Annotated in this window: 22 protein-coding genes and 1 pseudogene; 14 read left to right on the forward strand and 9 right to left on the reverse strand. The window is 31.4% G+C overall.

Annotation, left to right across the window (positions count from 1 at the left end; all coding sequences use genetic code 11):
- Both CVD18_RS15485 and CVD18_RS15490 read right to left on the reverse strand, forming a co-directional pair.
- The coding region (locus CVD18_RS15485; RefSeq protein WP_199185093.1) for a hypothetical protein at window positions 1-301 on the reverse strand (301 nt) is incomplete at its 3' end.
- Window positions 302-342: 41 nt separating this feature from the next.
- On the reverse strand, window positions 343-555 hold the full coding sequence (locus CVD18_RS15490; RefSeq protein WP_103866346.1) for a hypothetical protein: 213 nt from the start codon (window positions 553-555) through the stop codon (window positions 343-345).
- Window positions 556-619: 64 nt separating this feature from the next.
- Between CVD18_RS15490 and CVD18_RS15495 the strand changes: the two genes are divergently transcribed.
- Both CVD18_RS15495 and CVD18_RS15500 read left to right on the forward strand, forming a co-directional pair.
- Window positions 620-802, forward strand: a complete 183-nt coding sequence (locus CVD18_RS15495) for a DUF2147 domain-containing protein (protein ID WP_103866347.1) — start codon at window positions 620-622, stop codon at window positions 800-802.
- Between the two features lie 109 nt (window positions 803-911).
- Window positions 912-1,478: a chalcone isomerase family protein gene (locus CVD18_RS15500; protein ID WP_103866348.1), complete on the forward strand. Its 567-nt coding sequence runs from the start codon at window positions 912-914 to the stop codon at window positions 1,476-1,478.
- A gap of 105 nt (window positions 1,479-1,583) precedes the next feature.
- Here CVD18_RS15500 and CVD18_RS15505 read toward each other — a convergent pair whose 3' ends face one another.
- Window positions 1,584-3,113 carry a DUF3472 domain-containing protein gene (locus CVD18_RS15505; protein ID WP_103866349.1) on the reverse strand — a complete coding sequence of 510 codons (1,530 nt, stop codon included), beginning with the start codon at window positions 3,111-3,113 and terminating at the stop codon, window positions 1,584-1,586.
- 264 nt (window positions 3,114-3,377) lie between these two features.
- On the opposite strand from CVD18_RS15505, the gene priA reads away from it, so the two are divergent.
- Window positions 3,378-5,831: a primosomal protein N' gene (priA, locus tag CVD18_RS15510; RefSeq protein WP_103866350.1), complete on the forward strand. Its 2,454-nt coding sequence runs from the start codon at window positions 3,378-3,380 to the stop codon at window positions 5,829-5,831.
- Here priA and CVD18_RS15515 read toward each other — a convergent pair.
- Window positions 5,828-6,535, reverse strand: a complete 708-nt coding sequence (locus CVD18_RS15515) for a LytTR family DNA-binding domain-containing protein (protein ID WP_103866351.1) — start codon at window positions 6,533-6,535, stop codon at window positions 5,828-5,830. The two genes, priA and CVD18_RS15515, sit on opposite strands and share 4 nt — an antisense overlap.
- 171 nt (window positions 6,536-6,706) lie before the next feature.
- Between CVD18_RS15515 and rpsF the strand changes: the two genes are divergently transcribed.
- The 4 genes from rpsF (at window position 6,707) to CVD18_RS15535 (ending at window position 11,084) form a co-directional block, all read left to right on the forward strand.
- Window positions 6,707-7,045: a 30S ribosomal protein S6 gene (rpsF, locus tag CVD18_RS15520; RefSeq protein ID WP_103866352.1), complete on the forward strand. Its 339-nt coding sequence runs from the start codon at window positions 6,707-6,709 to the stop codon at window positions 7,043-7,045.
- Entirely contained in the window at window positions 7,045-7,344 is a 300-nt protein-coding gene (gene rpsR / locus CVD18_RS15525; RefSeq protein ID WP_199185094.1) for a 30S ribosomal protein S18, read from the forward strand. The genes rpsF and rpsR overlap by 1 nt, the downstream gene beginning before the upstream one ends.
- A gap of 16 nt (window positions 7,345-7,360) precedes the next feature.
- Entirely contained in the window at window positions 7,361-7,813 is a 453-nt protein-coding gene (gene rplI / locus CVD18_RS15530; RefSeq protein ID WP_103866354.1) for a 50S ribosomal protein L9, read from the forward strand.
- A 103-nt stretch (window positions 7,814-7,916) separates the two neighbouring features.
- Window positions 7,917-11,084: a carboxypeptidase regulatory-like domain-containing protein gene (locus tag CVD18_RS15535; RefSeq protein ID WP_103866355.1), complete on the forward strand. Its 3,168-nt coding sequence runs from the start codon at window positions 7,917-7,919 to the stop codon at window positions 11,082-11,084.
- A gap of 79 nt (window positions 11,085-11,163) precedes the next feature.
- On the opposite strand, the gene CVD18_RS15540 is transcribed toward CVD18_RS15535, so the two are convergent.
- Window positions 11,164-12,405, reverse strand: a complete 1,242-nt coding sequence (locus tag CVD18_RS15540) for a M20/M25/M40 family metallo-hydrolase (RefSeq protein WP_233194563.1) — start codon at window positions 12,403-12,405, stop codon at window positions 11,164-11,166.
- Between the two features lie 232 nt (window positions 12,406-12,637).
- Between CVD18_RS15540 and CVD18_RS15545 the strand changes: the two genes are divergently transcribed.
- Window positions 12,638-13,120 (forward strand): DUF6495 family protein, encoded by a 483-nt coding sequence (locus CVD18_RS15545; RefSeq protein ID WP_103866357.1) that lies wholly within the window; start codon window positions 12,638-12,640, stop codon window positions 13,118-13,120.
- 32 nt (window positions 13,121-13,152) lie between these two features.
- Here the strand turns inward: CVD18_RS15545 and CVD18_RS15550 are convergent, their stop codons facing one another.
- The gene (locus tag CVD18_RS15550) at window positions 13,153-14,388 is read right to left on the reverse strand and encodes an ABC transporter permease (protein ID WP_103866358.1); all 1,236 of its coding nucleotides are present in this window, start codon (window positions 14,386-14,388) and stop codon (window positions 13,153-13,155) included.
- Between the two features lie 222 nt (window positions 14,389-14,610).
- Here CVD18_RS15550 and hisS point away from each other — a divergent pair, with 222 nt between their 5' ends.
- Together hisS and CVD18_RS15560 are read left to right on the forward strand one after the other, a co-directional pair.
- Window positions 14,611-15,981, forward strand: a complete 1,371-nt coding sequence (hisS, locus tag CVD18_RS15555; protein WP_103866359.1) for a histidine--tRNA ligase — start codon at window positions 14,611-14,613, stop codon at window positions 15,979-15,981.
- Between the two features lie 82 nt (window positions 15,982-16,063).
- Window positions 16,064-16,546 carry a hypothetical protein gene (locus CVD18_RS15560; RefSeq protein ID WP_103866360.1) on the forward strand — a complete coding sequence of 161 codons (483 nt, stop codon included), beginning with the start codon at window positions 16,064-16,066 and terminating at the stop codon, window positions 16,544-16,546.
- 100 nt (window positions 16,547-16,646) lie between these two features.
- On the opposite strand, the gene CVD18_RS15565 is transcribed toward CVD18_RS15560, so the two are convergent.
- From CVD18_RS15565 to CVD18_RS15575, 3 genes are all read right to left on the reverse strand, one after another.
- Entirely contained in the window at window positions 16,647-18,431 is a 1,785-nt protein-coding gene (locus CVD18_RS15565) for a cytochrome-c peroxidase (RefSeq protein WP_103866361.1), read from the reverse strand.
- Between the two features lie 4 nt (window positions 18,432-18,435).
- A complete protein-coding gene (locus tag CVD18_RS15570; RefSeq protein WP_103866362.1) occupies window positions 18,436-19,899 on the reverse strand; it encodes a phosphatase in 1,464 nt (487 codons plus the stop codon).
- Window positions 19,900-20,038: 139 nt separating this feature from the next.
- Window positions 20,039-20,812 (reverse strand): TIGR02757 family protein, encoded by a 774-nt coding sequence (locus CVD18_RS15575; protein ID WP_233194564.1) that lies wholly within the window; start codon window positions 20,810-20,812, stop codon window positions 20,039-20,041.
- A 242-nt stretch (window positions 20,813-21,054) separates the two neighbouring features.
- Here CVD18_RS15575 and CVD18_RS15580 point away from each other — a divergent pair, with 242 nt between their 5' ends.
- From CVD18_RS15580 to CVD18_RS15595, 4 genes and pseudogenes are all read left to right on the forward strand, one after another.
- Window positions 21,055-22,113, forward strand: coding sequence for an AraC family transcriptional regulator (locus CVD18_RS15580; protein ID WP_103866364.1), 1,059 nt, complete (start codon window positions 21,055-21,057; stop codon window positions 22,111-22,113).
- Between the two features lie 560 nt (window positions 22,114-22,673).
- Window positions 22,674-23,516: a M57 family metalloprotease gene (locus tag CVD18_RS15585; RefSeq protein WP_103866365.1), complete on the forward strand. Its 843-nt coding sequence runs from the start codon at window positions 22,674-22,676 to the stop codon at window positions 23,514-23,516.
- Window positions 23,517-23,668: 152 nt separating this feature from the next.
- Window positions 23,669-23,911: pseudogene (gene tnpA, locus CVD18_RS15590) on the forward strand (IS200/IS605 family transposase); the annotation flags it as partial.
- 16 nt (window positions 23,912-23,927) lie between these two features.
- Window positions 23,928-24,194 (forward strand): hypothetical protein (locus CVD18_RS15595; RefSeq protein ID WP_369858607.1); only part of this gene is annotated, 267 nt, incomplete at its 3' end.

Below are 24,194 nucleotides of genomic sequence, written 5' to 3' on the forward strand. Positions count from 1 at the left end.
ATATTCTACCTAGCTTACTCTCTTTCCAACTTTCCTCTCTTGTTAGGTACATAGCCCCATCTACACTAACATAATGAAGTTCATCCGCTTTACCTGATTCATATTCTTTATAAACCAGATTTTTGATAACCGCATTATCAGCATCTTCAATCCATTGTCCATATTTGTGGCAAACACGCTCTATTTGCTTGGCATTGACCCCTGCACCTGTCAAATTATTGATCACATCTTCTGCTTCACTAAATACCAAATACTGACCCATATAGCACATGGTTTCTTGAGCCAAACTACTAATACCCATAAAACCTGGAGATTGAGAAATAACATGAGACTTGCAGGATTCTATCTTTCCAAATCTGGTTTGAAGTTTTTTTTAAAGTTCTTGCTCTTGGGAACACGACCAACAGATAATTGTAAAACTTCTTGCTCAACATTTGACATCATTGCAGCGTACGTAGATTCGTATTGATATCCATTCTCCATACGAGAAGGATCAGATAACCATTGTTCAAAATGTTTGTCGAAGATTAACGAGGCTTGAGTCTTTATATCCATTAAATATGTTTCTAATAAAAATACTAAATTTTAACAAAAAGGGAAATTTGTCGTACACCCAGGGATGGTTATAATTAAGAATCTGAAAAAAAATGGAAATGAATATGGAGAAGGAACAATTTTAGACCCTGAAAACGGTAAGGTGTATCGTTGTAAAATTTGGATAGGCGAAAATAATCAAAGCATATTAAATGTAAGAGGGTACATCTCATTTTTATATAGAGCACAACAATGGATTAGGATATAGTTCTTGAAGTGTTTATTTTTTTATTATCAAATTTAAAATTTAACATTTTTTTTGGTTAGGTTTTTAAAGATTTTGGACTAACCCCTTGAGAAATTAAAAAACCTATACAATGAAAAAAATAATTACTTTAACAATTGCGCTTACAATATCTACCATTTCAATGGCGCAAATAAGAGTTGGAGATATTGTATTACCATATAAAGTTACATATGAAGGAGAAGAACTCTCATTAAACGGTGCAGGGATGCGAAGTGTTTTGGGATTTGATACATATTCAGGAGGGCTATATACAAAGAAAAAATACAATGATCCAGGAACAGTATTGGATTCTGATGAGAGTATGTCTATTCGATTAAATATTGTTTCAAAAAAAGTAACTAATAAAAGAATGGTCAAGGTCTTTAATAAAGGTTTTGATGATGCAATGTTTGGTAACACAGAAAGTTTAGATGTTAGAATAGAAGAGTTTTTAAAATTATTCTCATCTCCTATGCAGATCAATGATTATTATGATTTAGTATACATCAAAGGTAAAGGAGTTAAAACCTATAAAAACGGTGAAGAACTTGGTTTTATTACAGGTAGAGATTTTAAGTATGCCTTGTTTAAAATTTGGTTAGGAAACGAGCCAGCATGTAAGCTAATCAAAGGAGGAATGCTTGGGGACAGTAAGTAACAAAGATTTTACATAGTAATAATTACCCCTAAAAAAAGAGACTGAATTCTAAACTAATTGTTTAATGAATTCAGTCTCTTTATGTTTTTCGCAATTTGCAAAGATTTATTCTAGTGTAGAAAAATTTATTTGAGGTATAGTATTACTGGTGCTATTTCTTTCTAATAATGTATTCTTACTTAGAGTGCCATTGAAAAAACCACAATTTTTCAAAGAAAAATAAGACCCGTTAACTCCACCAGAATAATCAAAACGAAATTCATTATCTGCTGTAGCGTCATATGTAAACTTAGCCTTGGTTATTTCATGCCAAGTATTATTAGTGTCATATACCCATTGATTGTAAAAATTAGCACTTCTTTCTATGTTTCCTGTATTTGTATCAAAGTTTTCTAGAAAAGAATATTGATTTTTTAAATAGGCATTTGTTTTTGGTCTTCTGAAACTAGCAATTAGATCCCATGTACCAATCGTAGGGTCCATAAAATAAGCAGTAAAATCAGTATGATTATTTCCTGCAGGCTTACCTAGTAATAAAAACTTATAGCGTATCCCAGTTTTCCAATTGTATACCTTATAGCTTTGCCCTCCAGAACCTTCACCACCAAATTGTTTAGTGATTACTCCAGTACCTTTTTTTAATAACTTTATTTTGTATTCTTCAGGAATACTTCCTGGATTGTCTGTAGAATAAGGACTCCATACAGAAAATAAAATTCGTCTTTCTGTATTCGAATTTACCTGTATACCAAAATACCCATGTTGAAAACCATTAGTCATAAAAAAAGAACCAAGAGCATCTTGACCAGGCTGTATTTCAACCTCATTATAGAATGCCTTTACGTTATTTGACGTAGGAATTACATATCCAAGATGTACAGAGGGACCCCTTCTTGCAAAATGAAGCTCATCTTTAATAGATTTAATATTTTGCGATGTTGCATCACCACCTAATAGAACTGTTTTTACATCTGCGAAAACAGATGATGTTTTAGAAACTCCTTTTAGATCTAAGTAATAATATCCTTTTGTAGGCGCTTGTAGTTCTCCAACATAAATATTTAAGAAACCTGTATTGGTCAAAGTAATATTCTTTGATTGATTACTATAAGAAGCTTTTATTTGAGAAGTGCCAGATTGAACTCTTGCGTTGATTCCTAATTGGTACTTGCCAGGCGCTTTAATGTAAAAATAAGTTCGTATAGTTATATTTTCTTTGTTCCAATTGCTAATTCCATTAAAACCAATTATTTGTTGAGTGTCAGAAGGGTTTTCAACAACCCAGCTATTACCTTGAGTAGCAACAGAGATAGAGAAATTGACATCAGGATTAGAGGGAACTAGAGAACATGTTCCAAGATCATTCCAGCTTAGAGTTGTTTTTTGATATACTTTGTATGGCTGGGTGCTGTTTTGTCGATACTTTACTTTATCTCCAACCTTATATTGATTAAATCTATCATATACGTTTAGAGTATCACAATTACCAGAATAATCCCCTTGATTTTTGTTTAGACTAGAGTTTGGTTCAGACTGCTCTTGCTTATCTATGATATCATTATCACTAGAACAAGAAGTAAGAAATATACAACTTATAAAAGCTGCGAAAAAAAAGTTGAGTTTTAAGAATTTCATATTTTTTAAATTAAATTTGAAAGAAAAACTGATTTTTGAGAAATAAATTATAAGATGGTTGTTAATGTTTTTATAATACTTAAGGTGTAAGAAGGCATTATAAAAAAGATAAATATTTGGAGTTTTTTTTAAAGAATAAAGGCTAGTTAAAAGAGAAATTGTAAAATTTATATTGAAAATAAAAAGTTTAAGTAAGTTCAGTAGATATTCTTGTATTTTTGTTTTTTATACAGAGCTTATTCTGGATTGTTGTAATACTAAATAATGTCATACTTTATAAATGTAATTCTTCCTATTCCTCTTGATAAAGAGTTTACTTATAGTATTAATGAGAATGAGGCAGCTTTTTTAAAACCAGGCATGCGTGTAGCTGTTCAGTTTGGGAAAAGTAAAGTATATGCAGCATTGGTAACACAAATACACAAGAATCCACCACAGGTTTACGAGGCTAAAGAGATAGAGCATATTTTGGATGAATCTCCAATTGTTACTAAAAATCAACTAGAATTATGGACATGGATTTCTAGTTATTATATGTGTACAAAAGGAGAGGTCATGCGAGCAGCACTTCCTGGAGCATTTTTATTAGAAAGTGAGACTATTATCTTAAGAAATGAAAAAACCGAGTTAGATGAATCACTTCTCAAAGATGATGAGTTCTTGGTGTATGAAGCATTACAGTACCAAAGTTTACTTAGAATACAAGAAGTGATGAGTATTGTAAGTAAAAAAAATGTACTCCCAGTTATAAAAAGATTATTAGAAAAAGAAGTAATCACAGTTCAAGAAGAAATTTATGAGCAGTATAAGCCAAAGATAGTACGTTACATACGATTGGATAAAATGTACAAAGATGAGCAAGCATTGCGTACATTATTAGATACAATGACTCGTGCTCCAAAGCAAAGAGAGGTGTTATTACACTTGTTTACATTACAAGCACAAACAACAAAGGATATTAAGGTTAGTGAGCTTATACAGTCATCTAATAGTTCTTCTTCAGTTATAAAGACTTTAATAGATAAAAATGTATTAGAAGAATATCATATACAGACAGATCGTGTTCAATATACAGGAGAAGTGTCAGGAAAATCAAAGCAGCTTAATGAGTATCAGATAAAAGCGTATGAAGAAATAAAAAATATTTTTGAGACCAAAGATGTATGCCTGTTTCATGGGGTTACTTCCTCTGGTAAGACAGAGGTGTATGTAAAATTGATAGAGCAAATTATTCAAGAAGGAAAACAGGTGTTGTATTTATTACCAGAAATAGCATTAACTACTCAGCTTATAACCCGTTTACAAGAATATTTTGGAGAAAAACTAACAGTATATCATTCTAAATACTCTGTAAATGAAAGGGTAGAAGCATGGAATAATGTAAAGCATAAAAAAACAAAAGCACAGGTTGTTATTGGTGCTAGATCCGCAATTTTTTTACCTTTTGCCAATTTAGGACTTGTTATTGTTGATGAAGAACATGAAAATACATTTAAACAATATGATCCTGCTCCTAGGTATCACGCTCGTGATACGGCAATTGTTTTGACCAAAATGTTTAATGCCAAAATAGTACTAGGTTCAGCAACACCAGCACTAGAAACCTATTTTAATGCTCAACAAGGAAAGTATGGGCTTGTAGAATTGACAAGAAGGTATGGTGGTGTGTTGATGCCAGATATTAATTTGGTAGATATAAAAACAAAGTATCGAAAAAAACAAATGACAGGGCATTTCAGTGATACATTATTAACAAGTATACATGATGCATTAAAAGAAGGGGAGCAAATCATACTTTTTCAGAATAGAAGAGGGTATTCTCCTGTGATAGAATGTAATACCTGTGGTCACTCTCCTCAATGCCCAAATTGTGATGTAAGTCTTACGTATCATAGCTATAGAGGTCAGTTACGGTGCCATTATTGTGGATATTACATAGCAATGCCACAAAAATGTGTGGTTTGTGATAGCGTCGATTTAACTACCAAAGGTTTTGGTACAGAACAGATAGAGAAAGAATTACATGATTTATTTCCAGAACATACTGTAGCGCGAATGGATCAGGATACTACTAGAGGAAAACATGGGTACGAAAAAATAATTAATCGTTTTGAAAGTGGAGAAGTTGATATCATGGTTGGTACGCAGATGTTGTCAAAAGGGTTAGATTTTAGAAATGTAAGTTTGGTTGGTATAATGAATGCAGACAACTTATTAAACTTCCCTGATTTTAGGGCACATGAACGTAGTTTCCAATTAATGCAACAAGTAGCAGGAAGGGCAGGAAGAACCCAAAAAAGAGGGAAAGTATTGATACAAACATATAACCCATATCATCAGATTCTACAACAAGTATCTATTCATGATTATGCTAGTATGTATAAAGACCAGATAGAAGAGAGGCATCAGTATAAGTACCCGCCATTTTATAAATTAATAAAAATAACAGGTAAGCATAAAGATTATAATAAGGTAAATGATGCTATGAATTGGTTAGGAACTTCTCTTAGAAATGTATTCAAAGAAAATATACTAGGACCTGAGTTTCCACCTATATCAAGAATAAGAAATCAGTATCATAAAAATATAGTGATAAAAATACCGCAAGGACAGTCCTTGAATAAGACAAAAGATGTGATAAAAAAGATTCAAACATCTTTTAAAAGTATAAAAGAGTTTTCAGGAGTACGAATAATAATTAATGTAGATAATTATTAATTATTCAGAGCTTCAATAAGTGAATGTTTTTTATGTCTACTGAGTGGTATTTTTTCGTCAGCAATTTCTATATTACGGCTATTGTAGCGTTCTACCTTGTCAAGATTTACAATATAAGATTTATGAATTCTCAAAAAGCGATCACTTGGTAGCTGAGCTTCAAATGATTTCATAGTAGCCAATACTACGATAGGGTCTCCCTCTTCCATAATAAGTTTTACATAATCACCTAGCGCTTCTACATATTTTAGTTGATTAAGAAAGATTTTTCGTTTTTTAAGATTGCTTTTTACAAAAATGTAATCATCATCATCAACAGGAGCATTCTCTCCACCAATACGAGACATACTTAATGCTTTTTCTACAGCAGCATTAAAACGATCTTTCTTCAATGGTTTTCTTAGATAATCTACCGCATCATAATCAAAAGCTTTAAAAGCATATTTGGTTTTTCCTGTAACAAAAATAATATGAGGTTTGTTTTCTAGATCATCCAAGAGGTCAAAACCAGTTAGGATAGGCATTTCAATATCCAAGAATAATAAGTCTACTTGGGTATCGAGTAAGCCATTTTTTGTCTCAATAGCATTATTCCACTCAGCCACTAATTCTAGTGACGAATGCTCATCTATGAGCTTTACAATAGCTAGTCTTTGGAGGCGGGAATCATCTACTACCGCACATTTTAATTGAGGTTGCTCCACTTGTATAGGTTAAATATTCCAATTACAATATTAATGAATATATATCGTTTCCACAAACTATTTCAGCTTTTTGTCGATAAAAATAGTGTTTCATCGAAGTGATAATAAGGTTTGATAATCCAAAAAATAATGTTATTTTTGCACCCAATTTTAATTTAAATTTAGATTTTTATGAATCAATATGAAACTGTTTTCATCTTGAATCCCGTTTTATCTGATGACCAGATAAAGGAAACAGTTAAGAAATACGAAGACATTCTTGTTTCTAATGGTGCCAAGATGATATCAAAAGAGGACTGGGGGCTTAAAAAGCTTGCCTATGCTATTCAACACAAAAAAAGTGGATTTTATCACTTGTTTGAGTATCAGGTGCCTGGTGAAGCAATCAATAGTTTAGAAGTTGAGTTTAGAAGAGATGAGCGAGTAATGCGCTATCTTACAGTAAAACTTGATAAGCATGCAATTGCTTGGGCAGAGAAAAGAAGAACTAGAAACAAACAAAAAGCTTAATTATGTCATCTATAGAACAACAAGCTAAAGGAAAAAAAGATGGTGAGATCAGATATCTTACTCCTCTTAATATAGATACGGCAAAGGCAAAGAAGTATTGTCGTTTCAAAAAGTCAGGTATCAAATATATCGATTATAAAGATCCTGATTTCTTAATGGCATTTGTAAACGAACAAGGTAAATTATTACCTCGTCGTCTTACAGGAACTTCATTAAAATATCAACGTAAAGTTAGTATTGCTGTAAAAAGAGCAAGACACTTAGCATTAATGCCATACGTTGGTGATTTATTAAAATAAAATTCGTCATAACATTATGGAACTTATATTAAAGAAAGACGTTGAGAATCTAGGATTCGCAGACGATGTAGTACAAGTTAAAAATGGTTATGGTCGTAACTATTTGATACCTAACGGTTTTGCTTTATTAGCAACTCCATCTGCAAAAAAGGTACTTGCTGAAACTTTAAAACAACGTGCTTTTAAAGAAAAGAAAGAAATTGAAGATGCAGAGAAAATAGGTAATAAACTATCTGGATTAGAAATCAAAATTTCTGCAAAAGTAGGATCAGGAGATAAATTATTTGGTTCTGTATCTAATGCTGATGTTGCGGGAGCGTTTGCTAAGCAGGGAGTTGAACTAGAGAAGAAATTCATTACTGTACCAGGAGGAACTATCAAACGTTTAGGTCAGTATGAAGCTTCTGTTCGTCTTCATAGAGCAGTAATTGTTCCTGTAGCTTTTGAGATAGTAGCACAAGCAAAATAAGAATAAACAGTTAATAACTGTTTTATAATATTTAAGAAAATCGCCCAAAAGGGCGATTTTCTTGTTTTATTTTTGCATTAAATTAACATAAACTCATTTGTATATGAAGAAAATTATTTTATTATTTTTTGTGCTAATAGGATTTGCTATTAATGCCCAAGTAACTACATCAAACATTTCTGGTATTGTAAGAGACCATAGTAATGGATTATTGCCTGGAGCAAATGTTACAGCAGTACATACGCCTACAGGAACCTCTTATGGAGGGGTAACGGATTTTGATGGGCGTTTTAATTTAAATAACTTACGAGTAGGAGGACCTTATAGGATAACAATTAGTTATATAGGTTTCAAAAAACAACTTATAGATGAAGTGTTTTTACAACTTGGTCAAACGTTTAATTTATCTGTGATATTGGTAGAAGATGATAACAAATTAGAAGAAGTGGTTATTACGACCAATAAGAATTCTACATTTGGTAGTGAACGTACTGGAGCAGAGACTAGTGTTGGTAGACGAGAACTAACAACTTTGCCGACCATTTCTAGATCTGCAGCTGATTTTACCAGATTAGAACCTACAGCTAGTGGAAATTCTTTTGGAGGTAGAAATGATCAGTTTAATAATTTTAGCCTAGATGGAGCTGTATTTAATAATCCATTTGGATTGGATGCAGCAACTCCAGGAGGACAAGCTGATGCACAGCCTATCTCTTTGGATGCAATAGAACAAATTCAAGTGTCTACTGCTCCATACGATGTTACATTATCTGGTTTTACAGGAGCATCTGTAAATGCAGTTACCAAAAGTGGAACAAATACTTTTAAAGGAACGTTATATGGCTTTTTTAGAAATGAAGATCTTACTGGAGGAAAAATAAAAGGAGATGATGTATTTAAATCAGACCTAGAGCAAACTCAATACGGATTTAGTATAGGAGGACCAATTATTAAAAACAAGTTATTCTTTTTTGCAAATGCAGAAAGAGATCAACGTACAGATTTAGGATCCCCGTGGTTACCGAATACTGGAGGTGGAGGAATCAATGAGTCTCGTGTATTAGAATCAGATATAATTGCTGTGAGTAATGCTTTATCCAGTTTAGGGTATGATACAGGAGCATATCAAGGATTCACCTATGATTCTCAATCTACTAAAGGTATTTTAAAACTAGATTGGAATATTAATAGTAAGCATAGAGCTGCTGTTATTTATAACTTTTTGAGAGCTTCAAAAGAAAAACCTGCACATCCAACTGCATTAGGTATACGCGGGCCAAGTGCTGCAACCTTACAGTTTGAGAATTCAGGGTATGAGATTAATAATAATATAAACTCTTTTCAATTAGAGGTGAACTCTACATTTTCTAGTAAGGTAGCCAATAAATTTCAAGCAGGATATACGCACTTTGATGACTTTAGAAATCCATTATCAACTCCTTCACCTGTAATTACTATTCAAGATGGTGCAGGATCAAACTATATAATTGCAGGGCACGAACCCTTTTCTATAGAAAACAAACTAGATCAAAAAGTAATCCAAGCAACCAATAATCTTAATATTTTTCTTGGAGATCATACAGTAACTATCGGAGGTTCTTTTGAGATGTTTAGGTTTAAAAATTCATTTAATCTAACGGCATATGAGGATTTTGCTAATTTTGGATCTACATATAGAGGGCTATTTTTTCCATATACTTCAGTAAGTTCTTTTCTTGATGATGCAAATAATGGGGTGGTTGCTGCCAATTTACAATTTGCACAAGACAGGTTTCAAACACTTAACTCTGCAGGAGCTGGTAACGATGGTGGTTGGAAACTAGCTGAGCTTAATGTTGGGCAATTAGCATTTTATGTTCAGGAAGAATGGAATATAACAGAACGATTTAAGTTTAGTTATGGATTAAGAGTTGATAAGCCATTGTATTTTAATACAGATGAATTAATTCAAAAATATATTGATACAGATAATGGAGCAAGCCGAGAAGAAGATATTGTATATTATAATCCGCAGAGTGGCGAGCCAGTATCTTTGAATTCTACTACATTACCAAATGATAAGGTGTTATTATCACCTAGATTAGGGTTTAATTATGACGTAAGAGGAAATAAGACATTTCAGTTACGTGGAGGAACAGGAATTTTTACTGGGAGATTACCATTTGTTTGGATAGGAAATCAAGTAAGTGGAGCTGATGACGGATTTTTTCAACTAGTAGATCCTGATTTCAAGTTTCCACAAGTATGGAGATCTAGTTTTGGCGTTGATTATAAGTTGAATAATGGAATAATACTTACAGGAGATTTTGCTTATACCGAAGATATCAATGGAGTACACGTGCAAAATTGGGGGCTGAGAACTCCAACAGAAAGCCTATCTGGTGTAGATAATAGATTGATATATGGTGATACAGATAAAGGAGTAAATAATGCTTTTGTGTTAACTAATTCAAATCAAGGTAGAGTTATTAATGCTTCTATGAAGGTTGCCAAAAATTTCCAAAATAATTTATATGCCAGTATTGCTTATAGTTATTTAGATTCTAAAGATGTAAATTCTATAGAAGCAGAGATTACAGGAGATGCATTTGTTGGAAATCCAGCTTTGGGTAATGTAAATAATGATGTTTTATCTTATTCAAAATATGGAGATAAACATAGAATTATTGCTGTAGCTTCAAAAAAATGGAAATATGGGAGTGATAAGTTCGCAACCACTATTTCAGCATTTGCAGAGTTTGCACAAGGAGGTAGGTTTAATTATACATACGGGGGAGATATCAATGGGGATAATTCTGTGATAAACGATTTGATTTATATTCCTACTCAAGATCAATTGGCTACTTATTCATTTAGTGGAGCTACTTTTGCAGAAAGAGAAGCGCAAAGAGCTGGTTTTGAATCGTATATTCAGCAAGATGAATATCTAAGAGATAATAGAGGGAGCTATGCAGAACGATATGGTGCGATAGCACCTTGGCGAAATAGAGTTGATTTTAAGTTATTACAAGATTTTAATATCAATGTTGGCCAGAGAGTAAATACAATTCAAGTAAGTTTGGATGTTTTAAATATAGGAAACTTAATTAATTCTGAATGGGGATTAGTGCAGCAACCTAATAATGTTCAAGTTTTGGGTGTAAATGTTGATCCTAGCACAAATGTACCTACCTATACATTTGATGAAAATCGATCTAAAACATTTGGATATGATGCTAGTTTACAATCTAGATGGCAAGCTCAAGTTGGATTACGATACATATTCAATTAATAAATTCTAAGGAATTCAGAATTTAATACTATTATTATTACACCTCGGCAAAGTTTACTTTGCCGAGGTTTTTTATGTATTATAGATTAATAAGTCTATAGATTAATAAAGCTGTACGCTTAGTCAAAGCCATAAAAGTAGATAAATCAAGAGTTTCTTTGGGGGTATGAGCGCCACTACCCATAGCTCCTAATCCATCAAGGCAATCTACATATTGAGCAATAAATGAAGTGTCTGCTGCTCCGCGTTTACCAGGATCATATGCAGTAACAACCCCTTGGTTAAGGTCTTTACTTACTTCATTTAATAGTTTTAATAATTTATGATTACCTTCTGTTGGTTGCATAGCAGGGTAGCTATCTACAAATGTGATAACCGCACTAGTTTGTGGTAGATTATTATTGACAATATTTCTCATTTTGGTTCGTGCTCTTTCTTTCTGTTCCTCAGAAATAAAGCGTAATCCTCCTTTTACTATCACGGTTTGAGGAACGACATTACTTTTTCCAAAAGCTTTACCTTTACTTGTATTTTGATTTAATTTGATATCAGTTCCCCCTAAGATTACTCCAGGATTAAAAGTAAGATATTCTTCACCTTTTACCGCTGTATAAAACTCATTCAAAATTCTAGAAGCTTCAAAAATGGCTCCTGCTCCTACATGATCATTGAATATAGCAGATGAATGTGCTCTTTTCCCTTTGACTTCTAGTTGCCACCCAGAAGACCCTCTGCGAGCAACAGTGGCATAGTTAAAACCTGTAGAGGTTTCAAAGCCTAATGCAATGTCACTTTTTTTGGCAGCATTAATTAAATCTTTTCTACTAATTTCTAATGGCTTACCAGTACTTTCTTCATCACCTGTAAAAGCAACTATAATTTGTGAGTCACCTAATAAATTATTCTCTTGTAAGGCTTTTAGAGCATATAGTACAATTACATTTCCACCTTTCATATCATTTGCTCCAGGGCCATATGCGGTAGTACCATCCACTTCAAATTTTTGAAAAGGACTGTCTTTTTCGAATACAGTATCTAGGTGACCAATAAGTAGTATTTTTTTTCCTTTATCACCAGTGGTTTCAGCAAATAAGTGCCCTGCTCTATTTACCTCTGTAGGCATATCAATCCATCGTGTTTGAAAATTAATATCCTCAAATTGTTTTTTAAAAATAGTGCCAACTTCTTTTACACCAGAAAGGTTCATGGTACCACTATTTATATTTACTACTTTTTCTAAAAATTGAATAGCAGATTGGTGATTGGTTTCTATAGATGAGATAATACTTTTTTCAACCTGAGAGAGTTTTTGTGATTTCATACTTACAGAGATACAAAATATAAGAAAAAATGATAAGATGTTTGCTTTATATATGATATTCATTTTGATACTATTTTTTTGTTTGAGTATAAATATAAAGACTTTTATATAATAAAAATTTTAAGCTTTTGGTCTAGTCTGTCTGCAAAAAGTAAAATGATTGGTATATGGAGCTGTGTATTGTTTTATAATCATCTTTTTATAATTACTTTTGCATTCAATTTTTTTCAAAATGAAATATCAAAGACTAAGTAAAGAACAATTAGAAGAATTACACGTAGAGTTTATTAACTTTTTGGCTACTCAATCTATTACAGCAGATGAATGGGAAGATATAAAAGAGCAAAAACCTCATGTTGCAGAAGAGGAAATTGATATTTTTAGTGATTTGGTGTGGCAAAAAGTACTTGTTAATGCACAATATTTAGAGCATTTTTCAAAAGATCAAATACATTTATTTGATTTGCAAGATGATAAAATGAATCTTATAGCAGTAAAAGTAAATAATGAGGGGATTGACATTACTACACAAGAAGGATATGAGTGGTTGAAGGATAATTTACTGAATGATGAAGTAGTGTTTTATAATGCTTCTAAGGAGTATGGAGATGATAAAAATCAAGATAAATTTGCATTAATACAAAAAGGAGCGGCTATTACCAAGGGAGAGTTGTATGCTTTTTTTACTAAATTAATTAATAGTAAAAAAGGGTAGGAGTTGATGTTACAAGGTGTTTAAGGATTTGTTTATTCATAACGTAAGGATTCAATAGGATCTTGTTTGGCGGCTTTTAATGCAGGATATAATCCTGAAACAATAGCAATAATAAAAGAAATGGTAGTAGCGGCGATGATCGCTAACCATGGTGTACTGAATGAAAAATTTATCAATGATGCAATCCCTCCACCAATCATAACTCCTAGAATAATACCAGTAAACCCACCAATTTGACCAATAATAATAGTTTCCATAAAAAACTGACCAGCAATTGTTTGTTTTTTTGCACCTAATGCTTTTCTTACTCCAATTTCTCTAGTTCGTTCTGTAACTGATACAAGCATAATATTCATGAGTGCTATAGAGGAACCTAAAATTGTAATAATACTTATTATCCAAGCTGCATAATATAGATAAATGGTAATACTAGCGATACGATTTAATAAATCATCACTACGTTCGATACCAAAATTATTTTCTTCAATAGGGTTTAATTTTCTAATGTTTCTAAAAGTAAGTATAGCCTCATCTTGAGCTCCTTCTAGAAATTGTTTGTCATCTACCTTTACACTGATTCCATAATTAATATTAGGAAGTGTAAAAATTGATCTGGCTGTTTGTAGCGGAATAAGTACTCGTAAATCCTGATTATTTCTAAAAGTAGCTCCTTTGCTTTTTAGAAGGCCAATAACTTTAAACTTTACTCCTCTAATGCTTATTGTCTTCCCTAGTGGTGTAGTGTGTTTAAACAAGTTTTTTTTAAAATCAGAGCCAATAAGACATACATGATTGTTATTTTCTACATCAAAGAAAGTGAAATTTCTTCCGTTATCAATTTCAGTACCTGTGTTTTCGAGATAATTTTCATTAATACCAACTACAGTTACCTCAGGGTCTGTTTTTTCATTTTCATATTTTACTTCGGCATTACGAGTACCTGTAAAGTGAATAGATGTTTTTGAAAAAGGATACTTATATTTATCATTAAACTCTTTGATATTACGATAACTAAGTATAGGATTTATTTTTTCTTGTTCTTTATTGTTTTTGGTACTGAATTCGTATCGTTGAATATTAAAGGTATTAGCCCCCATAGAGGCAAAATCTCCAGAAATTGTGTTTTCTAATGCGCCTACTAATGTCAGTATTCCTACCAATGATGTAATACCAATAGCAATGATGACTATGGTAAGGATGGTTCTTAAAACCTGACCTTTTATAGAATCCATTGCGATTCTAATATTTTCTCTAAAGAGTGAAAACATAATGTTTTAAATAAGATGTTCTATTTATAGGACTACAAAACAAGTTTAAAGTTACTTAAAAAAACATTTTTTTTACGTTTATAAGCAATGGTCTTTGTTCTTTTTTTAGATATTTGTAGCTGTAATGGTAAGTAGAGAGATGTTTTTTATCAAGAAAAAAAATCTTGATTGTTGACTCTCAGAAAACTACTTTCTTTCTACTGTAATTATAAATTGATAATAATGGCTCAGAAACCATCAATACCAAAAGGAACACGTGATTTTTCACCGATAGAAGTAGCAAAAAGAGGCTATATAATGGATACTATCAGAAAACAGTTTCGATTATTTGGCTTTCAACCAATAGAAACTCCAAGTTTTGAAAACAGTGATACTTTGATGGGAAAGTATGGAGAAGAAGGTGACCGATTAATTTTTAAGATATTGAATAGCGGAGACTATTTAAGTAAAGTAGATGAAGCTTTGTATACGACAAAAGATAGTAAAAAGATGACTTCTAAGATTAGCGAAAAAGCATTGCGTTATGATCTTACAGTTCCTTTTGCTCGTTACGTCGTTCAACATCAAAATGAAATAGATTTTCCATTCAAAAGATTTCAAATTCAACCAGTTTGGCGTGCAGATCGCCCACAAAAAGGTAGGTTTAGGGAGTTTTTTCAATGTGATGCAGATGTAGTAGGGAGTAAATCTTTATTGCAAGAAGTGGATTTTATAAGATTATATGATCAGGTATTTACACAACTTAATCTAAAAGGTGTAACCATAAAAATGAATAACCGTAAAATTCTTTCTGGAATTGCAGAGGTTATAGGAGCAAGTGATAAATTAATAGATTTTACTGTTGCATTAGACAAACTCGACAAGATTGGAGAAGATGGAGTAAAGAAAGAAATGCTTGGAAAAGGAATTACTGAGGAAGCTATAGAAAAAGTAAAACCTCTTTTTGATTTTAAGGGAACAACATCAGAAAAAATAAAAGGATTAAGAAGTATGCTAGCATCATCAGAAGAAGGGATGCAGGGCGTAAAAGAGTTAGAGTTTATTGTAAATGTAATCAAAGAAATTCCTTTGACTACTGCATTATTAGATTTAGATGTTACTTTAGCAAGAGGACTAAATTATTATACTGGAGCAATTTTTGAAGTAAGTGCTCCAGATGCAGTAAAGATTGGTTCGATTGGGGGAGGAGGTAGATATGATGATCTTACTGGTATATTTGGATTAAAAGATATAAGTGGGGTCGGGATTTCGTTTGGTTTGGATAGGATTTATTTGGTACTGGATGAATTAAGGTTATTTCCTGAGACTGTAGCTTCTTCGACAAAAGCATTATTTATAAATTTTGGAGAATCAGAAGCTATTTATAGTTTAAAAGCAGTAAATAAATTGCGAGGTGATCAAATAACAGCAGAATTATATCCAGATAGTGCTAAGATGAAAAAACAAATGGGATATGCTGATAAAAGAAACATTCCTTTTGTTGTTTTGGTAGGAACTTCTGAAATGGAGACAGGTACATTTACTGTAAAAAATATGAAATCAGGTACTCAAAAAGAAGTTGATTACGAAGAATTAAAAGTGTTATTACAATAATCACCTTATTAAAACACAAGAACAAAAGCAATAAATTACAAAAGTAAACGCTAACTTAAATATTTATACTAAAATCAAAATTATGAAAACCCCCATTTTATCTATTTTATTTTGTGCTACATTATTATTTGCTGGATCTTGTAAAAAAGACCCTAAAGTAGATAAACTAGATGTGGTAGAAGTAGTAAAAGACACAACAAATGTTGCTGTTGAAGAAGTTGTAGAAGAAAAAAAACCTGAAAAGATAAAGAAGAAAAAAATAACAAAAAAGAAGACTGTAGAGATAAAAGAAAAGACTACACGTATGCCAGGAACTTCATTTTCTACTGATAATTCGTTTGCTAAGAAATATATAAAAGATTATGAGCGATATGTTGCAAACTATAAGAAAGCTGTAGAAGCAAACGATATGGATTCTTTTCTTAAGTTAAGCGATGCAAGTAGTAGTTTATCTAAGCAATATACACGTCTTATTAGTGTGCTTCCAGGTGAAGAAATAGAAAAGCTAAGTAAGTATATGCAAGTAAAATCAGATCAATTGACAAAATTATCTGAAAAAATGTAAAAGCAGTTACTTGTTTTATATTTCTTAAGAATAAGAAAAACAAAAAAAAACTTTGAGATTTTTCTCAAAGTTTTTTTTATACCTAAAAATAAAATTTTAGTCATTCGTTTTGATCATTAAGAGTTTTCATAAATAGAATTAAATCTTTTATTTCTTGATCATTTAAGAGTAAAGAATCTGAAGGTAGTGTTTGATATGGGGTATCAATACCAATTCCGATGCCACCACCACGATTATAGAAATCTATAACTTCTTCAAGAGTTGTATAAACACCATTATGCATATAGGGAGCAGTCTTATGAATGTTTCTTATTGTTGGGGTTTTGAAAAAATGTTTTCTTTGTGGGGTTTTATAAACATGATACCTTCCTAAATCTTTACTGATAACTGCATTAATAGTATCTTTTTGTTCAGGAACTCCTATTAATTCAATTTCTGACTCCTTATAATTAGGAGGAACTGTGCCATTGAATAATGGTGCAAAATGACAAGTAGCACATTTAGCTTTGCCATTAAAAAGATTGAACCCATTGATCTCATTTTGAGTTAGTGTGTTTTCTAAATCATTAATATTGCGATCAAATTTTGAATTAAAAGGGGCTAAACTTCTGATATAAGTAGCGATTGCATTTCTAATGGTTGTATTATCAATTTTTTGATTTTGATATACTTTGGTGAAATCTGTTAGGTAAACACTATCTTTTGATACGACTCTTGTTAATGTTTTGAGATCTGTATGAAATTCTTTTTCATTTTCTACAACTGCAATAATTTGTCCCTCTAAACTACCTGCTCTTTTATCATAAAAATATGCTTGCTGAAGACCAGAGTAAAGTAGTGTGGGTGTATTACGAGTTACTCCCAATCCAATTTTTAGTCCATCTGTAAATGCTTTGTCAGAATGATGACAAGTAGCACAGCTCATTCTCTTATTTGATGATAGGTTAGGGTCATTGAATAATTTTTTGCCGAGCGCTATTTTTTCTGGTGTAATTTCTCCTGATTGTTTGTCTGTAAAGAAAGTGTGGTTAAAAGTAGTGTTAGAAAAAAGAGAGGTTGCTTTATTTTTTATAGCAAGTTCAAAAGGGAAATGAACTCCCCAATCAATCACTACCAAATTCCATAAATTTAATTGTTTATGAGTATGATTTTTTATAAAATGATATCTATCAAACGTATTAAAATCGGTTGTTAAGTCTTTGATAGATAAATCAATTTCATTATTCCATTTTTCAAAAAGTTGAGGATCATTAAATTCATCTTTAAAAATAGATAGATATGTTTTTAAGCTTTGATATACAATTTTGGATTCTTCAAGTGAATTTTCTAGCACAGGAGAATCAAAACCAGTGATTCCAGTAAGTGCTATCTGTAGTATTGATTTTCTAAACAACCATAAGAAATGATATGTTTTTATATGGTTGAAATTACTATTTTCTTTAATTAATTTTAGCCTGTTGGCTACCAGATTCAAGTGTTTTTTGATAAGAACACTATCTATTTCATCAACAAAAATTTCTTCCTCAAGGACTTGGTATCCACTAGGTTTTTTTAATTTGATATCAGTATAATCTTCTTCTTCAATTTTTAAGATGTTTGGCTGGTTGAGAAATGCATAATTTTCTATATCAAGAGAAGCTAGTATTGGTTCTATTTTTTTAAAATATTTTCTAGACTGTAAGAAGTTTTTTTTAATATTAACATCTATTACCGCACTATCTATAAAAGTAATAGCCTTTGTAATATCTTCTGTAAATTGTTGTTTCATTTGAATATTGAACGGAATTTTTACTATTTTTTCTTTTTTTGAACAAGAAGAAGAAATAATAAGCAAGATAAAGAGGCTTATATAATAAGCCTCTTTACAATATTTTAAAAATCTCATATACTTATCTGTCTAATCCGTTGATTATATAAAGCATACTTCCTTCTTTTCTGCTATTGGATAGATCAGGGTTGGCAGTAGGATCTGTAAATGGTATACCATCTGATCGTTCCCAACCGTGATTTTGTGTAATCATAAGAAATGTTTTATCTACATTAATTACATCAGAAATATCTATCATACCCGTTATTTCCCATATTTTTTCTGTAGTACCATAACCAGATGCAGCACCTTTAGGTTGATCACATTCTAAGACGACTTTAAGTTCTTTAGTATTCAAATTGAATTGATATAGTCTAGAATAATGATTAGCAGAAGGTTTAAAATCTTGAATTCCGTTTGGATCTTCTTGGATATAGACATAATTTTCTGTTACCAGAATGTTATCAGGACTATGAAAGGCTTCTGCTGTACCTCCTTCTTTATCACCGTCTAATATACAGGTAATTTTACCAGATCCATCTGGTGTTTCACTATTGAGTTCTACTTTATAAACTCTTCCTGATCGTGTTCCTTTGCCAATTAAACCTGGTTTGTCTCTACCTGTTACAGCAAAATATACTTCCTGATTATTGGCTTTGCTATTTCCTTTTCGCCAGTCGATATCTTCTAATCTAGAGAATCCCATAACTCCTTTTTGTTTCGCTTCGGCATCTAATAAATCTATATCTTTTTCAGTCAGTTCTATAAATTCTATATCATAAGAGATTCCTTCTTTCATATCCATTTCATATGCTATATCAGGAGAAGTAACCTTTAGACCATATAATTTACCTCCTTCTAGATCACCTTGTTTACCTATATACATTCCTAATTGTCCAGAGGGGACTTCATTATCACTATTATCATCTCCTATTAGAATTACTGTTTTTTCTGGATAAGCTTGTTTGCTTAATGCTACTGCATTTTCTGTAGACCATTGCCCTAGAGCGGTTAGTATTCTTGGAGTAGATGCTTCTGTAATATCTCTATAAGGGTCGGTGGCAAAAACACCTTTAGATGCTCCTCCCCATTCACCACCAGATAAATACAAAGGACCAAAACCATGAATTTCTGGGGTAATAAGAGAGCCAGAGCATTGTGCTGTATTTGCAGAGGCAACGGCATTCAGGATATGTTCTCCTTTGATTGGTTTAAATGTTTCATCTAGTGTAATTCTAGCGATAGAGTAATCAGCTTCTATATTATTAATAAGCGTAAAAGTTCCATCATTATTATTTAATAATGCCGCCCCATCAGCCATAGAACCATACGTGAAATCTGGAATATATGTGTCTTCTGATGAAAGTAGGTTATATATTTTTATACCAGAGAAACTAGTAGTTTTTTTTACTAGTACAGGTGATATAGAATGGTTTTTTAATTCAATTTTTTCTGCTGGAGGGGTAATAGTATCATTGTCATCTTTATTACAGGAGGTTAGTGATACAGCTATTGCTAGAATAGCTATAGTGAGGTCTTTTTTCATTACTGTGTGGATTTATTTGTTTTCACAAATTTAATCTAGTCCACACTTGAATAGCTTTAAGAAGATGTTTTATCTTTATTAAAGAAATATTGCCAAAATGTATAAAATGTAAACTTAATATTATTCCTTATTGTGATGCTTAGAATTTTTCAAATACACCCAGTCCAAATAGCGCATAATCATATTTAACGGGATCCTTTGGATCTAATTCTCTTAGCCTTTTGTCAAGTTCTAATAATGCTTTCCCGTCATTTTGCTTCCGTTTTAATAAACCTAATTTACGAGCAACATTTCCTGAATGAACATCTAAAGGACATGATAATTGAGAAGGAGAGAGACTCTTCCATAATCCAAAATCTACACCTCCTTTAGTATCCCTTATCATCCAGCGTAAAAACATATGAATACGTTTGGCTGCAGAATTTTTTAAAGGGTCACTGACATGTTTCTCTGTTCTAGATAGATGTGGTAACGAAAAAAACTCTTTTTTGAAATGGTGAATAGCTGATTGAAAGTTATTTTCTTTTTTAAAGGTTTTAAAAAAAGTTTCCATATCACCATATTTGATGTAAATATGATGCAATGCGGTAATAAAATAAGTGAGATCTGTACTGTTAAAAGTTCTATGTACAAAACCGTCAAAAGATAGAAGATCATCTTTGGTATGATGTATAATGAAATCATGAGGGCTATTGTCTAGAAGAAGCATTAACCGATGGGCATTTTTTAAAATACTCTTTCTGTTCCCCCAAGATATTGTAGCTGTAAGGAACCCCGAGATTTCGATATCTTCTTTTTTAGTATATAAGTGAGGAATTTGTACTGGATCTGTCTCTATAAATTTAGGTTGCTCATAAAAAAGAGCTTTTTCATCCAAAAAACCTTTAAGTTCTTCTTTATTTAGTTTTTTCAAATTAAAAATTATTAATGATATGTCTTTCTATACCAAGATGTTTGTAATATCAATACAGATGTTTTTTTGTTTTAAAAATCGAAATATACTGTTAAATACAATAAATTAATTAATAATTAAGTTTAAATTACTTAGATATAATTAAAATAATTGTTATTTATTTGATTTACTCTAAATTATAATCGTTTTTATTTGTCGACAAATAGGAGTCAGTGATCATTTGTTATTCAAAGGTTAATAGAATGAGGGTTATAGATTATTTAGTTTTAATAAGTAGCTTACAAACGTTAGTTATTTCTGTTATTTTATTTTTTTATAAATCAAAAAAAGTACATATTAACAGATATCTAGGGTTGTTTTTTGCTACGCTGTTTGTTGAGTTGGTAATGCATATGTTGAATATTGTAATTGAGCATCCTGCAATTCATTATCAACCATTACGGTTTGATTTTTTAAGCATGAATCTTTTGTTTTTTTATGCTGTGGAAACTTCAGGGATATGTATAAAACGAAAACTTTATTATTATATTCCAGGCATTATAGAATTCTTATTCCTATTGTTTTTTTTTATTACTTTACTTATAAACCCTACTATATATACCTCGTTACAACAAATTCATCTTAATACCATTATTCGTATTATAGCTTCTATATATATTATAACATTCTCTGTAATGATTATAAAGGTAAATATAGGACACAAGAAAAAATTATTTCATTTTTATGAGGTTATCAAGTTCAAATCATTAAACTGGTTAACTGTTTTTTGTGTAGTATGTATTTTATTTAATATAGTATCACACACATTTCGTATATTTTTTAATCAAGAATATATCAGTATTATTTTTGAGGTTACTTATTTATTTGCTCTTTATTATTTAACTATTGCAAGTTTGGTACAAATAAATATAGTCAATGTAACTTCATCTAATACGGATAAAAAAGAAACTATTGCCGAATTAGAAAATGTAATAAAAATTATTGATGATTATATGTTGGAAACCAAAGCATATTTAAACCCTTCGATTACTCTAAAAATGTTATCCAAAGATGTTAAACTTCCTGAACGATTAATTTCTAAAGCAATTAATAAGATAGAGCATAAGAACTTTAATAATTATATTAATTATTATAGAATAGAAGAGTTTAAGAAGCTTTTATCAATGGATCGGCATAAAAAATTCAGTATTTCTGCCATTGCAAATGAGGTTGGTTTTAATTCTAGAGCATCATTTTATAAAAATTTTAAGGATATCGTAGGTGTTTCTCCTTCATCATATGCTAAAAACACAAGTAATTGATAATCAGTATCAAAAAAGTGTTTCGAAACATGTATCTAGATGTCTTAAATCATGTTATTGGACATCCATTTGTTGTAAGAAGTGTTTTTTTTATTGAATTTAGCATCAACTAATTTTACACAAACTCAATTTATGAATACACTTTCTAAACAGTATTTCAATTCTCGTTTTTTACTTAGAAGTAATAAATTTCTTATAGCTGGTTAACTATAAGAATTTATTCTTGGTTGCTACAAAGCTATAAACCGGACTCTATTTTTTAATTGTAAATTTTAGGTTTTATTAGTATCATTTTGATTTACTAAAAAGCAATTTTAAAATATAATATTCGAGGGATTAGAATCAAAAACTAACTTTAAATTTTTGATATATAGGGGTATATTTTCACCTTCGAACCGGTTTATACTTTGTCTTTTTCAAGATTTACAGCCTCTACATTATAAATTATACCAATTACTTAAACTAAGATTTTCGAAGTTCTTAATTCTTAAATTTTGAATTAAGTCTATAAAAAAGTTATGGTTTTTTCTAGGGCTTAAATTAATTAACAACTTAACAATATGAAGACAATAAAATTATTGGCGCTTAGCGCTATTGTGGTAGGGTGTATATCCTCTTGCCAAAGAGAAGAAATTGCTACAGAAGTAAATGAGGTAAATAATGTTCCTACAAAAGAACAACTCATTAAACTATCAAACATGGGAGTAAACACAAAAAGTGTAACTATCCAATCCCTTAAAAACCTTGATGGTAGTATAGAAGATTATTTTATTAATGGTACAGATCTCGGAATACCTGTAGTAAGTTTGACTGATGAATCGAGCTTAGAAACATTAAAAGATGGGACCAAACAATATAGAACCCGTAACTTAATTTCTAATTCTAATCGCATAGTTAATGTACTAGGGTACACTGGTGGAGGTGGTTATGGAATATCTAATACAGGTAGACAAGCTCTGCAAAGAGCGGTTGATAATTATAATAGATTAAATACGTCTCTGAATCTTAGACTTTCTTTTGGAGCAAATTATCAAGCTGCAGATATGGTGATTTATGTAGAAAGAAGTTTAGGTAATGGAGGACAAGCAGGGTTTCCATCAGGAGGAAGACCATATAAGTGGGCACGTATAGGGTCAGGAGTAGAGAATAGAGGGGTGGCATATGCTACTCACGTAATCGCTCACGAAATGGGACATTGTATTGGTTTACGTCATACAGATTGGCAACAAAGAGTATGTGATGGAGGAGGAGAAGGTCAAGGGGCTGATGGAGCAATACATATCCCAGGAACTCCTAGAGGTACAGATATTACTTCATTTATGATTTCTTGTTCTGCACCAGGAACTAGTCAAACTGGGGCTTTTAATAGAAATGATGTAACTGCAATACAATATCTGTATTAAAATAAAAATGTAAATACAATCAAAGAACTTCGAGAATCTATTCAAAAAGAGGCTGTATTATATACAGCCTCTTTTATTGGTCTCAAGAATAGTTAAAACTATGTACTTTAGTGCATTTAGCTTTAGCTTCTAAAAATTTTTACCTTTGTTTTATGCCAGAACAAAGGTCAAATGGTCATAGTGTTTCAAGATTAAGTGTTCATCTAGTTTGGAACACCAAATATCGTTATCATGTTTTGAAAGGAGATATTCAGGTTCGTTGTCGATCAATATTGATACAAATATTTGATGCTGAAGATGTTCAAATTTTGAAAGGAGTAATTTCCAAAGATCATGTTCATATGCATTTAGAGTATAGACCATCTCAAAAAGTAATACAATTTACGGATAAATTTTTCGTATATTTAAAGAATGGGTAAGCATATATTATTAGAAGTAAAAGAATCCTCAAGTCATTTACGGAATTTAATCAGAAAAGAGACTAATCCTAAAAATGTATTACGACTACAATCTTTGTTACATATTAGAGAATCAAGCTTTTCTACACAATCAGCCTTGGCAGAACATTTAGGATATCACGTTCGTAGTATGGAACTTTGGCTCAAGTTATATAAAGAAGGAGGTTTATTCGCCATGCTTTTGAATTCAAAAGAAAAACAGCAGCGCAAGCGAATCATT

Origin of the sequence: Aquimarina sp. I32.4, from assembly GCF_002924285.1 — a bacterium.
Classification (GTDB): domain Bacteria; phylum Bacteroidota; class Bacteroidia; order Flavobacteriales; family Flavobacteriaceae; genus Aquimarina.